The sequence below is a fragment of the Fusicatenibacter saccharivorans genome (genome assembly GCF_015557635.1).
Taxonomy (GTDB): domain Bacteria; phylum Bacillota; class Clostridia; order Lachnospirales; family Lachnospiraceae; genus Fusicatenibacter; species Fusicatenibacter saccharivorans.
Map to the genome: position 1 here is coordinate 124412 of NZ_JADNOP010000007.1, position 14644 is coordinate 139055.

Consider the following 14644-nt stretch of genomic DNA (forward strand, 5'->3'; position numbering starts at 1 on the left):
ATCTAAAGTATTTTTATAAAGTGCAGAAAATTATATTCTTGACTCTATAATTATTGTAGGGTTTACTATAATCGTAACATTCTACAACAGGAGGTTTCCCTATCATGGAACGAAACTTAACAACCGGCAGTATCTGGAAAAATATTTTCTATTTTTCGCTGCCTTATCTCTTATCGTATTTTCTGCAGACGCTCTACGGCATGGCAGATCTTTTCATCATCGGTCAGTTTGACGGTGCGGCCGGTACAACAGCCGTTTCCATCGGCAGTCAGGTTATGCATATGATTACCGTTATCATCGTGGGACTTGCCATGGGAACGACTGTCAGCATCGCGCAGGCCGTCGGCGCAAAAGATAAAAAGCAGGCATCACGCTGCACAGGAAATACCATCACTTTATTTCTCGGTGTTTCCGTCGTGCTGATGGTAATCCTGCTTCTTCTGGTAAAGCCGATCGTACTTGTGATGTCCACACCATCCGAAGCCGTTTCCGGCACCGTCGCTTATCTGACGATCTGTTTCATTGGTATTCCATTCATCACCGCGTATAATATCATCAGTTCCATCTTCCGTGGACTTGGTGATTCGAAAAGCCCGATGTACTTCATCGCAGTCGCATGTGCGGCCAATATCGCACTCGACTATCTCTTTATGGGCGCCCTGCATCTTGGTCCATCCGGTGCCGCGCTTGGAACCACGCTTTCCCAGACACTCAGCGTCATTCTGGCACTGATTGCGATCCGCAAACGTGATACCGGCATCCGTCTTACCCGGTCGGATCTCTCCCCTCAGACAGCTGTGATGGGACAGATTCTTAAAATCGGTGTTCCGATCGCCCTGCAGGATGGTTTTATTCAGATCGCCTTTATCATCATTACCATCATCGCTAACCGGCGCGGTCTGGAAGCAGCGGCTGCAGTCGGTATTGTAGAGAAAATCATCAGCTTCCTGTTCCTGATTCCATCTTCCATGCTTTCCACTGTTTCGGCGCTCGGCGCGCAGAACATCGGTGCTGGAAAGCAGAAGCGTGCCGAACAGACCATGTGGTGTGCTGCACTGATTACTGTCGTTTTCGGACTGATCGTCGTTATTACGATTCAGTTTATTTCCGTTCCTGTGGTCGGTCTTTTCACAACAGATGCGGAGGTTGCACGCCTCGGCGGTCAGTATATCCGCGGTTATATCTGGGACTGCATTTTTGCTGGAGTCCACTTCACCTTCAGCGGCTATTTCTGTGCCTGCGGACGGTCGGAATTTTCCTTCCTGCACAATATCATTGCCATTCTGCTTGTTAGAATCCCCGGTGTGTATCTGACTTCCATCTGGTTCCCGGACACGCTGTTCCCGATGGGCATTACAACGGCATGTGGATCTCTGACCTCTATTATCCTCTGCCTGCTGGTGTTTCGGTACTTAAAGAAGAAACCGATTCGTACTGCTGTATAAATTTTCTTTGGAGATATCTTTATGACAGACGATCGCAGGAAATCACCTTAATTGACAACGGAATGACAAGCGATCCAGAAAAATTTGTAACAGAAATCCGAATCCCGATTCGACCTTCGGATTCTTTTTAAAAACAACAACCGGGAATATCTGATTTTTTGATTTCAGATATCCCCGGGTGTTGTTTTCTTTTGTTTTTTTCGGCCTTTTCTACCACACCGGCTTCTGCAGGCAGAACGGCAGTTCCAGTCCATTTTCCTCGAGAAGTTCCTGGTTCGTCAAAATTTCTTTTGCATCTCCATCGCAGACAATGCACCCGCCGGACATCAGAATCACGCGACTGCACGTTTCCAGAATCATGTCGAGATCGTGCGATGCGATGATTTTCAGATGTTCAAAATCGTTCAGAATGTGGATCAGTGATCTGCGGTTTCTGGGATCGAGTGCAATCGATGGCTCGTCCATCAGGATAATATCCGGTGTCATAGCGAGAATCGTCGCGATCGATGCCATCTTTTTTTCTCCGCCCGACATTTTGTAAATTTGTTTGTCCCGCAGATGCTCGATGTGAATCTGTTTCAGTGCATGGTTTACACGTTTTTCCACCTCTTCCTCCGGCAGCCCGTAATTTCGCGGAGCAAATGCAACATCCTCAAATACCGTCGACATGAAAAGCTGACTGTCGGAATCCTGGAAGACATATCCGATTTTCTCGCGCACTTTCGGAAGCATCTCCTTCACAACCGGCATCTCCTCCACACGAATGCTGCCCTCATAGTCCGGATTTAGCCCGACCAGCAATTTCAGCAGCGTGGATTTCCCGACACCGTTCGCTCCAATCAGCCCGATGCTGTCATTTTCGTGTGCGGTAAATGTGATGTCCTGCAGAATCGGGACTGTTTTTTCGTAAGAATAATTAACATGTTCAAAATTGATGTGAATATGGCTCATTTTTGATATCTCCCGACAATTCTTTCCTCTTCCGCGTGCAGGCCACTGCACCGGGTTGCTTTTCTACATCTTCCGACTCGTTGCAAATAGATGTCTCCCCACGCAGCATTTCATCCCGTTACCTTCAGCACGGCAAAAAGTGCAAGCCACACGCCCAGATACAGCCAGTCCTTCGCTTTGCACGGCTCCTTCGCTGTATAGTAAAATTCTCCCCGATAGCCGCGCAAAGTCATGCTTTCATACACCTCATTTGCGCGGTCCATGCTGCGCAGAAGCAGCTGGCCGGCCAGTGTTCCCCATACCTTGAAATGAACACCCTTCTGATTCGGCGCGCGCAGACTGTACGCCTGGGTCATGCGGTTTGCCTCCTCGAGAAGCACTGTAACATAGCGGTACGTCAGCAGCACCTGTGTCACCAGAATGGCAGGGATGTGAAGCAGACGCAGTGCATAACAGATTTTTTCGATGGATGTTGTCGCAATCAGAAGATATGCCGCCAGTACGCTGTAAATGCCTTTGATCATCAGCGTCACCATGGAAAGCATCCCTGCTGTCAGCGGAACGGTACCAATATACCCGATTACCTGACGGTCAAAAATCGGATTAAACAGCCCCACAAAGCAGACAAGTGGCAGAACAATCCGAAGCCGCCGGATACTGTCGCAGAATGAAATTTCGCCGACGATAAAGAGTACAATCGGATAAATTCCCATGCGCAGCAGGCCGGTCAGATCGTATTTTTGAAAGGACATGGTTACGGTCAGAAAAACAATCGTTAAAACAAGTTTAACCAGTGGATGAAGCCTGTTCACCCACTGGTCCTTCGCCGCAAGCATATCCATATGATGGATTTCATATAGTGCATTGCCAAGTTTATTCATTTCTTTCTCCTGTTCCGTGCAGCTTATGACTTTTTCTTTTTAAAGAAACGGAATGCATAGCATGCACCGACACAGACAATAAGAACAACTGCGGATCCCGCAATTCCGGAAAAGCTGGTTCCAAACGTGGAATCGGAATTTTTAAATCCATAGTCCGGCAGAAGTGCCGTTTTTTCCTGAATTTCTTCCGCCGCTGCATGTGCGCCGGTTCCGTCGTTTTCCAGTTCCGTCGAACCAGTCAGACGCTCCATAGACCACTCAAGTCCATCCGGATTGGAGGATGCCGCAAGAGAAACGGCTCCGCCGATCACCAGTGCTGCGATTCCTAAGATCGCAATTGTCTTCTTGAAAGAAAATCGGCTCTTTGCCCTTTCTTCGCTGCACGAAAGCATCTCCGGGCGGGCTTCATAGACGAACAGCAGAACGGCCGCTGTAATCAGGCCTTCTACAAGACCAATCACGAGATGAATCGGCTGCATTGTTGCCACAAATACCGAAAACGGCAGATCCGTTATGCCGGATGCAAGTGTTTCCAGTGCCACACTAAAAGCGCCAAGCTGCAGCGTCACCACGCACCCAAGGATGGAAGCACCTACAATCTTTCCGCGCGACATTCCCTTTTTCATCATCGGACGCCAGAACAGGAAATAACCGAGAAAGCACCCATAAAACGCCATATTCCAGATGTTGCACCCGAGCGCCAGAAGACCGCCGTCCGCAAACAGCAGACACTGGATCAGCAGCACACCGATCATTGTTAAAAACGCGGCATACGGTCCGAGCAACGCGGTCAGCATCATACCGCCGCAGAGATGACCACTCGAGCCTGTGCCCGGAATTGTAAAGTTAATCATCTGCGCCGCAAAGACAAACGCACCCATCACTCCCATCACTGGGATCTTTTTCGGGTCGCTCTCCAGGCGTACTTTTTTTACAGAAAAGCCAGCTACTCCGCCGGAACAGACATACATTGTTGCAGCCACTGCAGGCGCAACCAGCGCATCAGCCATATGCATAATGTTCTCCTCCTTTTTGGTTTCTGTTTTTTTCTTTTTTTACTTTACTACGCTAAAATTCGTCCTGCAAGCCCCCGTGGGGGTTATTTTTTGGGATTTTTTTATGATCCTTTTTGTTCACTTTTACCGATTTTTTATGAACATTTTGTTTAAATTTAAAGGGTGACTTTTTAACATTTATATGGTATTCTATAGACAACACAGACGGATATCCCGGTGTCGGGAGTCCGTACACACACTATCTCGAGGACAGGATTCCTGTCCGATCCGCGGCCGCCTGCACGTCATCGGGTCGCCGCGGTTTTTTCTACAGAAAAAAGCCCTCCGGGCAGGATTCTTTCTTATTTTAGTGCCAAAACCGGCTCTTTAACGGGTTCTGGCTGTATTTTCGAGTATTGGTGTGAATTTCATCTTGACGAGAAGGAGACTCTCTTATGAGCACAGAGAACTTAGAACACGAAGATCAAAACAGAACAACGGAACCGATCATCGATATCCTGGGCAATGAAGCGCCCTCTGATCCAGAACAGGAAATTGTTTCCCAAGGTGTCCACAACTACAGCGCCGCTGAAACGTATGTGTGTCCGACCGATCCGGCTGTTCTGCAGCAGCTCGAATGGTTCCGGGATCAGAAGCTTGCGCTGATGATGCATTTTGGATTGTACTGCCAGCCCGGCATGGTTGCCTCCTGGGCATTAAGCGACAAGGATTCAGACTGGTCCCGCCACCAGGTAAACTGGACGGACGGCGAAACCTTTAAAAAACAGTATTTCGGCCTGAATCGTTCGTTTAATCCGGTCCGCTTTCAGCCGGAGGAATGGGCGCAGATGGCAGAGGACTGCGGATTCCGTTATCTTCTTCTGACCACAAAGCATCACGACGGATTCTGCCTCTGGGACACCAAATATACAGATTATAAAACAACTGCAGAGGACTGCCCGTTCCATGAACATAAAAATGCGGATATCGTAAAATCCATGTTTGATGCATTCCGTGCAAAAGGCATCGGCATCGGTGCTTATTTTTCCAAAGCCGACTGGCACTGCCCGGACTACTGGAATGAAGATCTGAGAAAAGATGGTCTGACATCCCGCGGACCTTCCTACGATCCGAAGGAATATCCCAAGGTGTGGAACCGTTTTAAAGAATATACAAAAAATCAGGTTCTGGAGCTCTGTGAGAATTACGGTAAGCTGGATATTCTCTGGTTCGACGCGGGCTGGGTCTCTGAGAGCAACGGCCAGGATATTGAGCTTGGAAAGATCGTTGAGGAAGCACGTAAGATTCAGCCGTGGATTCTCTCCGTTGACCGTACAATCGGCGGTGCTTACGAAAACTACGTGACACCGGAGCTCTGCATTCCGGAAGAACCGCTGAACGTTCCGTGGGAAAGCTGCCTTACCCTCGGCGTTGACTTTACGTACGAATACGGCGACCATTATAAATCTCCGCGTGAGCTTGTCGGCATGCTTGTCAACATCGTTGCCAAAGGCGGCAACATGGCACTGAACGTCAGCCCACAGCCAGACGGCCGCATCCCGGTCGATGCCTGGGACAGCCTGAACGGTTTTGGCCAGTGGATGAAAACTTTCGGCGATGCTATCTACGGAACCCGCGTCTGCGCGCCGTACCAGAGCGGAACCCTTTCGTTCACACAGAAAGGTGATTCTGTCTATGTATTCCGGTTATATCCGACGGTACAGGAATCGGTAGAGGCAGAAATTTTCGTACCGTATACCGAGGCGAAGATTTCGGAGATCTGTATGGTGGAAAACGGAGAAAATGTTGCATTCAAAGAAGTCGAAGGCGGCATTTGTATGACCGTCCCGGCAGGATTCAGACGAGGCTCCGCACCGATTGCGCTGGTGTTTGAGATGAAGAAAGAGCGGTAAATTTTTAATAATCGAAAAGGGCTGTACAGTGTGACTGTTCAGCCCTTTTCATAATTATTAAGATACCTTGGAAAAACCTGTTACTTTTTACAATTTAAAATTTGCTTTTCATTAGAGCGTGTCTGAAAAGGCTTGATGTATCCCAAACAAAGGGGTTCTGATTTCAAATCAGCGACTTATATGTTCTGTTCTCACCCTACTGTTTATCAGATTTTCCTTAATGTTTATCTTATTTTTTTTGTATTTTTATCACCGATTCGGCAGATGGATTAATTTTCACCAGGATACCCTCTTCCAACTCCAGATAACCTTCCGTGAAATACAGACCTTCTCTCGCAGTCACTTTTGTTAATGTTCTTCCGTTTACGATAGCTTCTGTATTTTTCCAATGAATTCCCGCCAGCATTACATAAAGCTCTACTGTTTTTCCTGAAATTTGGAGCTGTATAGTTTCGCCATTTTTTTCCATGCCACAACATGTTTTGGCACCGGATCTCTCATACAGTGTTTCTTTTACGATGCTGTCATTCTGCGGCACCACAGCCAAAATCATTTCTGTTTCCGATTCGCTCATGCTTTCTCCAAGTTTCAGATTCTCATTCAGTCGAAGTGGAAGAAAACTTCCTTCTCGAACGTACACCGGTATTTTATCAATTGGCACCTCAACGCTCCTCTGCACCGGACCGGAAATTTCATCATTTAAATTCCACAGACTAATCCACCGTCCCTCAGGAAAATAGATTTCCCGCTCTTCTGTTTCATCAGAAACCGGCGCAACCAGAAGATCTTCTCCGAAAAGATATTCGTCCCACACCTTTGTTGCTTCCTGATCTTCTGGATACATCATCGCAAGCGGACGCATCATCGGTATTCCCAGTTTGTGAGCTTCTGCTGCTACACTTACAATATATGGACGAAGATTTTCCCGCAGCCACGTATAATAACGATAAACTTTCACTGTAAAAGCATCGTATTCCCACGGCTCTCTCGGCTCCGTTCCATGGAAACGCATCAATGGACAAAATGCAGCATACTCTGTCCACCGGAGATATGTTTCCTGATCTGGGAATCCATCATAACCTCCCGCATCAACACCCCAGAATGGAAGTCCAGAAGCAGCTGCAGAAAGGCCTCCTGCAATCGCATATTTCAGTCCCTGGAAACTGGTCAGCTGATCCCCGCCGAACTGACACGCAAAGTGTTGAGATCCGGGTGCAGCGCCTCTTGTATAAAGAACATGGTCATCTCCATATTTTTGTTCAAATAACTCTCTATAATTTTTCGCATACTGATAGGCATACGCGTTATGCATCTCATCGCCGCGTCTTCCATCATAAAAAACTGCCTCGTCCGGTACAACATCTCCAAAGTCAACCATACTTCCACGAATACCTGCATCCAGACGATCCTTCCACTGTGCTGCCAGAAGCTCTTTCGCACGCGGATGAGAGAAATCGATATACACCGGAAGTTTTTCTTCCTCATCATTTTTATTTCTCGTAATCGGAAGCTCCTCCTTCGGGCATTCCGGCAACAATTCCTGCGCCAATTCCTGCGTCATATTAGGGAACTGCCAGGAAAACACCTTGAATCCATGACGTTCTCCAAACGATACAACTTTGTATAATTCCTCTTTTTTATATTCTCCATAAAAGGTAGCTCCTGCTCCTTCTGCATAAAAGCCGGAATGCGGAATATCGAGTTCATGGAATTTTTTCATTGCCGCCATCTGCTCCAGCGCAATATCCTGTAACGGACCGTTTCTCCATCTTCCGCCGCCACCGCCAGCCCATGGTTCAAATACCCATTCCGGTGGGAAAATCGGAAGCCCTGTGAGCGTTCCGTAAGCAGTCATCGCCTCACGTGGTGTTCCGCTCCAAATATAAAAATCAAAAACATCTCCAAGTGCTTCCACCGAAAGATAGTCTTGCACAGCATCTCCCACATCCATCCGCATCCGATACGAAGTATTTGCAAAAAAGCTGAAACCGTCACTTGTATGTACCAACGGAATATTTTTATACGCCTGATTTCCAATGGATGCAAGACATCCCTCACAAGCATCTCTCTGCCACAGCGCAACGGTTTTTCCATACTGATTCACGCTGTCAAAACGCTCTCCAAATCCATAAATGGCGCTGTTTTCATGAATTGAAAATTGAATTCGCGAAGCCGAAACACTTTCCTTTTCAAATATAAACGAAATATTTTTCAGATTTGTAATTGCTTTTCTATCAATAGAAATTTCCAGTGTTTCTTTCTGGAGTATCATCTCATGCTCTTTGCTTCTGATTATATATGCATGCTCGGATTCTTCCACAGAAAATGCTTCCGGCTGTCCATCAAAGAAGCCTTTCTTTCCAGAGATCATTCGGAAACCACCGACCACAGGATAAATCATGAGCTCCCATGTTCTCTCTTTTGATTCAACACAAATCGTTACATGATCTTTTGTTTCCAGAACATGTCCAATTTCACTACATGATGTCCATTTTTCCAGATCCTGGTTTCCAAAGCTGTGATCCGCATACCACCATGCACTGCAAGTTCTTAAAAACGTAAGATAACGATCCAGCTCAGCAGCTGCTTCCTCCCATCGGTTTTCTCTTAACCGCTCATTCACTAAACGCTTTTCTACCCATGGGTCCATAGGCTTCCATGGATTTGCAACTTCCTGGTTAAAGAAAAAGTCAAAACCCTCCAATGTCAGACTGTCCTGCCAGCGCTGTGCAATTCGGATTCTATCTGTCAGATTTTCTCTCGTTGTTGGTTCTACACTCTTTTGTAGCTGATAAATTTCCTTCCGTTCTTCCGTACTAGTTTTTTCCAACACTCCTGGTCTCTGCCAGTGGCAAATTCCGGACGGCATGACAAATACAATGCCGTTCTCCGTTTTCGTTTCCCCCTTTTCTCCAAAAGATACCTCAAGAAAAGTCTCTGGATCATATTCAAATCGATCCGAATAATTCACATTCAGATCTAATGGTGTTGGGCAGAGAACTTCACTTGACTGATGTTTTTTTCGATAGACTTGAAGATCAAAAGACTTCTCTTTCTCCGGCTTTCCGCCAAAAAGCATCCACGGTATTGCAAATAAAGCGTACCATCTGTCCTGCAGAATGTCTACTGTTACAGAATACTGCTCTTTCGAAATCGCCGTTTTTTCTCCCTGGTCTTTTCCCTCTCCCAGATATGCCTGATCTCCGCTAAGATATGTCATTCCTTTTTCTACAAAAGCACTGTTGCTGCCATCCCGTTTTGCTGTGAAAACCGCAAAATCTCTTCTTGAAAACTCTTTTCCTGAAAGTGCAACTTCTACTTGATCTTTTCGTTTTACTGTTAACTCTGTAACGGTATTTTCCTCTTTCAAGATATGATGAGCTTTTTCTTCCATGTTTTCAAACAAAACAAACAGTTTTTCTGCTGTATACAGAAACTTACATCTTGTTGGTGTAACAGAGGACGTATTTCCCCCCGCGCGGAAAAAATCCTGTATCGTAGTCGCTTCTCCCCACTCCACAGAATCATATCTCAGATTCTCTGTTTTCTGTTCTTTTCCCAGAACAATTGATGAAACCCCAAATTTCAGTTTCCCCATAAAGAACTCCTTTCCCGCAGTTTTTTCAACTGCAGATTTCTTCTATTATTTCTCCATTTTTTCTGCACACAATGTAAAAATTTCCCTTTGGAATCAAAATTGATCTAGCGTTTTCGACTGTAATCTCTGCTGCGCTATCACCGTCATTTACAAAAATTTCTATTATCTCCTTTTCATTTTCACGCGCAAAACCATATACACGTTCATCCGCCAAAACCGTTGTGAACGAACCGTTTCGTATGGCAGAATGTTTTTTTCGAAACTGAATCAGTTTCTGATAAAAACGAAAACTCTCTTTTTCTTCCGGATTTTCTTGCCACGTCATACACTTTCGACAGTCCGGATCATTTTCTCCGTCGATTTCTACTTCGTCCCCATAATAAATGGACGGCGAACCCGGAAACATCATCTGCACAACAACACCAAGTTTAAAGGAATCTAACCGATGACTACAACTGTTGATAAAACGCTTGGTATCATGTGTGTCCAATGCATTAAACATAGCCATATTAGTTTCATCAGGATGTCGCGACAATGCAGTTTCCAACCGATGGCCAAATGTTTCGGCGTTAATACTCCGTTCTGCAAAAAAGTCCAGCATTGCCTGGCGGAAAGAATAATTCATAATACTGTCCATTTCACATCCGTTCAGCAGTCGTTTTCCCTCTGCCCATGTTTCACCAATCAGAACAAGTTCCGGGTTCAAGCGTTTGAGTCGATCTCTGATTTTGAGAACAAAATTCTCATCAATTTCATCAATCACATCAAAGCGATATCCATCCACTTGTACTTCCCGTACCCAGTATTCCAGTACATTCAAAAGATACTCCTGTACCTTCTCGTTTCCTGTATTCAGTTTTGGCATGCCAGCAAATCCAAAAAAACATTCATAACAGTCTGCCTCTTCCCTTACCGGAAAACGAGTAATATGATACCAGCTCTGATACTCTGATTTTTCTTGCTTTTTTAAAAGATCAGCAAATGCAAAAAAATCTGTTCCAGTATGGTTAAACACAGCGTCTAAAATAACCCTTATATGTTTTTCATGTGCTTCTTTGACCAAAATTCGCAAATCCTCATTGCTTCCAAAATGAGGATCTACTTTATAATAGTCCGTCGTGTCATATTTATGGTTTGAGGGAGACGCAAACACTGGGTTCAAATAAATGCATTCCACTCCAAGTTCTGCCAGATAGCCAAGCGATTTTCGGATTCCATTCAAATTTCCACCCATAAAGTTGGAAGCTGTCGGTTTACTTCCCCACGCCACACAGTTCTCCGGCGCATAAAACGGATTTTCTTTGCGGAAACGCTCTGGAAATATCTGATAGTAAATCGTTCCCTGACTCCATTTGGGTGGCATATACTCCACAAAACACTTATTGGCATATGCATATTCGAAAAAACCGGAATCCGGACATTTTTCGACTGTGCCCCACGCATTATACCAGCGCGTATCCCCGTCTTTTCCCGTCACTCGAAAATAATACTGAAGATATCTCGCCGGCTTTTGAAAAGAAACCACTGCCACATAGACAACCGATGTTCCTAAGTGGTACTGCTCTGACATCCTTTCTTCTTTCGTTGTTTCGTCTCTGTGATTTTTATGAAAATAAACCAAGGTACACGTTTCTATGTCCCCACTTGCGGCCCGGAAAGAAAATCTCAGATGAAACCGATCCGGTGCATAAATTTCCGGGTACATCCCGCTGTGATAAAAAGCAGCCAGATTCATACTAACTCCTTTCCGAAAGTTTCAGTACCCGGCATCCATGTGGCGGAAGCATGGTATGAAAGCTCTTCATTTCTCCGAGATCTTCATGCATCCAAAGATCCCTGACACTGGCAGCTCTGCACAACAACACTTGTTTAAAATCAATCTCTACTTCTTTTTCTTCTGCATCTCTATTAAATACGGAAAGAATAATCTCTCCTGTTGCTTCTTTTCCAATCCAGATGGTACTGTCCGGATTTTTGGTATCCGTTGATAATGGGAAGGATAAAATTTCTTTTTTATTCAACGCAAGAAGTTCCTCATTCTGATAAATCCATGCCCGATCTTTGATCGTATCATACTGATCTGCGATATCCAGCGGCGCTCCCGCAATCAGTTCCAGCGATACAGCCGATTTGCACTCCTCATCATTTGCAAAGGTATTCAGGCGAAGCATATCCGCATCCATGATCATGTTGTGGTCAGCAAAAATTTTTGACCAGTAAATCAGGCCTTCAAATGCTGTCGTGCACTGAGACCAATAATCAAAATGCAGTCCTCTGTTTCGATCACTAAAAGTATCCCAGCCTCCCGTACCGGAGTCTTCGTTAATACGCGCCATCTGTCCCATGCCAAACTCATTCTCACCATTGTTTTTCAAATGCGGCATAACAAGACTGATCATTATCTGATCCCCTGCTGCTTCCTTGATCCATTCGAGAACTTTTCGGTAATTTGCTGATCCATGATTTCTGCCAATCTGCTTTCCTTTATCCATTCCATCTTCGTACCAGGAAAGAAAATCAATTCGTAAAAAAGCTACATGGCAGTCAATAAAATACTTTACATATCCTTGCACATACTCTTTTGCTCCAGAACGATCTACATCCACCCAATACAATGCTCGATCTTCTCCATTTGGATAAGAAAAACGATCCCCCGTTATTTTTTTCTCATTTTCTCCATTATAAACATACGACAAATCTGTAATTTCCCGCACCGGAATATTTGTTCCTTTGACCAAAATTTCTTTGTTCTTTACCGCTGCCGGGCTGATCCAGGTCGGATTGTAGTAAACGCCGAGAGCCATTCCTCTCTCATTCAGATAGTCTGCCCAATATTTCCAATCATGTTTCCATGAATCATGATGACGAGTTAGATATCCATTTTCATTGATGCAGAAAGAATCCTCGATCCATCCATCTGTGCATACCATCTCGTATCCATATGGAACAAATTCCTTTGCTACCCAATCAATATTTTCTTTGAACCGTTCTTCTGGCATAAAAGTATTTTCAGTAAACTGTTTCTCATAGGTACACCAGTAAAGGGGTCCTGTTCTTTTATCTAATTTCAATCTCATGTAAAAACCCTCCTATTTTTTTACCTACGCTCAGAATCCTATTCCAAACGCAGATATATAACAGAAAACACCAATAATTTGTCCAATTCAAATGTAATTTCCTGTCTTTGATCATCCCCTAGTTTTACTTTATAATACACTTCTTCTGGCTCCTGAATTTCACCGTCCGGTGTCACAACGTATATTTGTTTCTTTTCTCCCGGAAGTTTTGCCTTCACTTTTATCTTTTCTACACGCTGTGGGAATTCCTCATGTGTTCTATTCCAGTTCATGTCCGAAATTCCCGTAAAATTCACACATCGTATTGAAAATTCTCGTCCTCTCTTATAAATTTGAATCCATACCTTTCCTGCTTCCGGATACGGTGACCAATCAACATTTTCGAATATAAATTCTGAGTTGATTCCTCCTGCATACTGCATCGTCAGATCCGTCCAATTTTCCGGAAATAAAAGTCCGCCGTACGCGGTAATAAAATCATAATATTTTTTCAATGTTTTTCGGAACGAATGTTCCCCAATTCTGCAGTTGTCCGGATAATATGCCTCTGTCAGAACACTTCCTTCCTCGCCCAATAGAAGATGGTATCCGCCAGAAGCGAAAATTGTTGCCATTGCAAGCTGCGCTGTAGATCCCTTCAGATTTCTTTCTGGTTCTGTTTTAAACGGATTCAAATACGCTGCCAGAATCACCCTCTTCTCATCTTTTGTTTCCCGAGCATGCGCAATCAAACGATATAGATCTCTATAAGTATCATTCGGCGACCAGACCTCTATATAAATACAATCTTCGCGACTCTTTTTTACCGAATCTACCGGCCAGTTATTTACTGCATTAAAAATGAGTTGTTTTTCCGGGTATTTTTCTTTTGTTTCATTGATCAAATCACCAAAATCATCTGCCAGATCTCGAATGACATATTTTCCATTTTCCAGAATTAATGCCTCTTTCGGATCTCCGTATTGATCCATATGTACGCCATCAAAACCTTTTTCCAGCGCTTTTCCATATTCCTGTAAAATCCGTTTTCTCCACGCCGTTCCCCTGTGAATATCCATCAACCATATTTTGTCAATGAAAATCATTGGTTCTCCATTATCGTACCGATAGCTGCATTCCGGATGTTCTTTCTGAAATGATTCTGCACCGTAAACAGCGCCATATGCTATTGCCTTGGCACCGCAAGCGTGCACTCCTTCGATTTTTTTCGCAACAGCAGTCATCGAACCTTTTCTTCCCATGATATCTGTGTAAATATCACTCTCCGGATAAAACTCATCATGGTGGTACATCCAGTCATAAAACTGAATCACATTTAAGTGCATTTCCCTGAAAAATTCCTGATACTCTTCTTTTTGTTTATCTTCCTCAGAAAAACTGCTAAGAAATCCATATCTTGGAGCTTCTGTCCAGCAATTCACAACATCAAATGCCGTGTAACAGCTCCCTAGTTTTTCAGTCTTTTGAAAGAATTCTATTTTTACCAGATATCCACCCGTTTTTTCTGAAATGCTTTCCGCAAGTGGAATATACACTCCTTGTTCCAGGGTACATTCCATTTTCAGATTTTCTCCCTGATACGTAAACAACGAAACTATCACGTGATTTGCTTTCGTCGGCCCTGTTTTTTTTATTTCCAGCCAGACTCTTTCCCCAATTTCATACTGCGTTTTATTAGGTATTACATAAAACCCTGTATTTTCCATCTTCCACCCTCTCTTTCCATGAAATGTTTCGTTTGTTTTTGAGAAAGCCCCATCTTCGAAATTAAACCGAAGACGGGA

At 44.5% G+C, this 14644-nt stretch carries 9 protein-coding genes and 1 pseudogene; 2 read left to right on the forward strand and 8 right to left on the reverse strand.

Features of this window, described 5'->3' with window-relative positions:
• Positions 1–104: 104 nt before the first annotated feature.
• Positions 105–1445: an MATE family efflux transporter gene (locus I2G42_RS07810; RefSeq protein WP_195530923.1), complete on the forward strand. Its 1341-nt coding sequence runs from the start codon at positions 105–107 to the stop codon at positions 1443–1445.
• 210 nt (positions 1446–1655) lie between these two features.
• On the opposite strand, the gene I2G42_RS07815 is transcribed toward I2G42_RS07810, so the two are convergent.
• From I2G42_RS07815 to I2G42_RS07825, 3 genes are all read right to left on the reverse strand, one after another.
• The gene (locus tag I2G42_RS07815) at positions 1656–2396 is read right to left on the reverse strand and encodes an energy-coupling factor ABC transporter ATP-binding protein (protein WP_195530924.1); all 741 of its coding nucleotides are present in this window, start codon (positions 2394–2396) and stop codon (positions 1656–1658) included.
• Positions 2397–2506: 110 nt separating this feature from the next.
• Positions 2507–3277 carry a cobalt ECF transporter T component CbiQ gene (gene cbiQ / locus I2G42_RS07820; protein WP_055267212.1) on the reverse strand — a complete coding sequence of 257 codons (771 nt, stop codon included), beginning with the start codon at positions 3275–3277 and terminating at the stop codon, positions 2507–2509.
• A gap of 23 nt (positions 3278–3300) precedes the next feature.
• A complete protein-coding gene (locus I2G42_RS07825) occupies positions 3301–4293 on the reverse strand; it encodes an energy-coupling factor ABC transporter permease (RefSeq protein WP_055267214.1) in 993 nt (330 codons plus the stop codon).
• Between the two features lie 434 nt (positions 4294–4727).
• On the opposite strand from I2G42_RS07825, the gene I2G42_RS07830 reads away from it, so the two are divergent.
• The gene (locus I2G42_RS07830; protein WP_117801818.1) at positions 4728–6185 is read left to right on the forward strand and encodes an alpha-L-fucosidase; all 1458 of its coding nucleotides are present in this window, start codon (positions 4728–4730) and stop codon (positions 6183–6185) included.
• Positions 6186–6414: 229 nt separating this feature from the next.
• Here I2G42_RS07830 and I2G42_RS07835 read toward each other — a convergent pair whose 3' ends face one another.
• The 5 genes and pseudogenes from I2G42_RS07835 to I2G42_RS07850 all read right to left on the reverse strand — a co-directional run bounded on the left by I2G42_RS07835 (position 6415) and on the right by I2G42_RS07850 (position 14566).
• Complete coding sequence (locus I2G42_RS07835) at positions 6415–9783, reverse strand: glycoside hydrolase family 31 protein (RefSeq protein ID WP_195530925.1); 3369 nt, start codon at positions 9781–9783, stop codon at positions 6415–6417.
• Positions 9784–9808: 25 nt separating this feature from the next.
• On the reverse strand, positions 9809–11146 hold the full coding sequence (locus I2G42_RS07840) for a glycoside hydrolase family 13 protein (RefSeq protein WP_243277160.1): 1338 nt from the start codon (positions 11144–11146) through the stop codon (positions 9809–9811).
• Positions 11147–11176: 30 nt separating this feature from the next.
• A pseudogene (locus I2G42_RS16985) lies at positions 11177–11518 on the reverse strand (alpha amylase N-terminal ig-like domain-containing protein); the annotation flags it as partial.
• 1 nt (position 11519) lies between these two features.
• Entirely contained in the window at positions 11520–12860 is a 1341-nt protein-coding gene (locus tag I2G42_RS07845; protein WP_173813455.1) for an alpha-galactosidase, read from the reverse strand.
• Positions 12861–12898: 38 nt separating this feature from the next.
• Positions 12899–14566 (reverse strand): glycoside hydrolase family 66 protein, encoded by a 1668-nt coding sequence (locus tag I2G42_RS07850; RefSeq protein ID WP_195530927.1) that lies wholly within the window; start codon positions 14564–14566, stop codon positions 12899–12901.
• Between the last annotated feature and the right edge of the window lie 78 nt (positions 14567–14644).

Coding starts and splice junctions, on each gene's coding strand:
- I2G42_RS07810 (WP_195530923.1), top strand. CDS start 105: ATGGAACGAAACTTAACAACCGGCAGTATCTGGAAAAATATTTTCTAT.
- I2G42_RS07815 (WP_195530924.1), bottom strand. CDS start 2,396: ATGAGCCATATTCACATCAATTTTGAACATGTTAATTATTCTTACGAA.
- cbiQ (WP_055267212.1), bottom strand. CDS start 3,277: ATGAATAAACTTGGCAATGCACTATATGAAATCCATCATATGGATATG.
- I2G42_RS07825 (WP_055267214.1), bottom strand. CDS start 4,293: ATGCATATGGCTGATGCGCTGGTTGCGCCTGCAGTGGCTGCAACAATG.
- I2G42_RS07830 (WP_117801818.1), top strand. CDS start 4,728: ATGAGCACAGAGAACTTAGAACACGAAGATCAAAACAGAACAACGGAA.
- I2G42_RS07835 (WP_195530925.1), bottom strand. CDS start 9,783: ATGGGGAAACTGAAATTTGGGGTTTCATCAATTGTTCTGGGAAAAGAA.
- I2G42_RS07840 (WP_243277160.1), bottom strand. CDS start 11,146: ATGCCACCCAAATGGAGTCAGGGAACGATTTACTATCAGATATTTCCA.
- I2G42_RS07845 (WP_173813455.1), bottom strand. CDS start 12,860: ATGAGATTGAAATTAGATAAAAGAACAGGACCCCTTTACTGGTGTACC.
- I2G42_RS07850 (WP_195530927.1), bottom strand. CDS start 14,566: ATGGAAAATACAGGGTTTTATGTAATACCTAATAAAACGCAGTATGAA.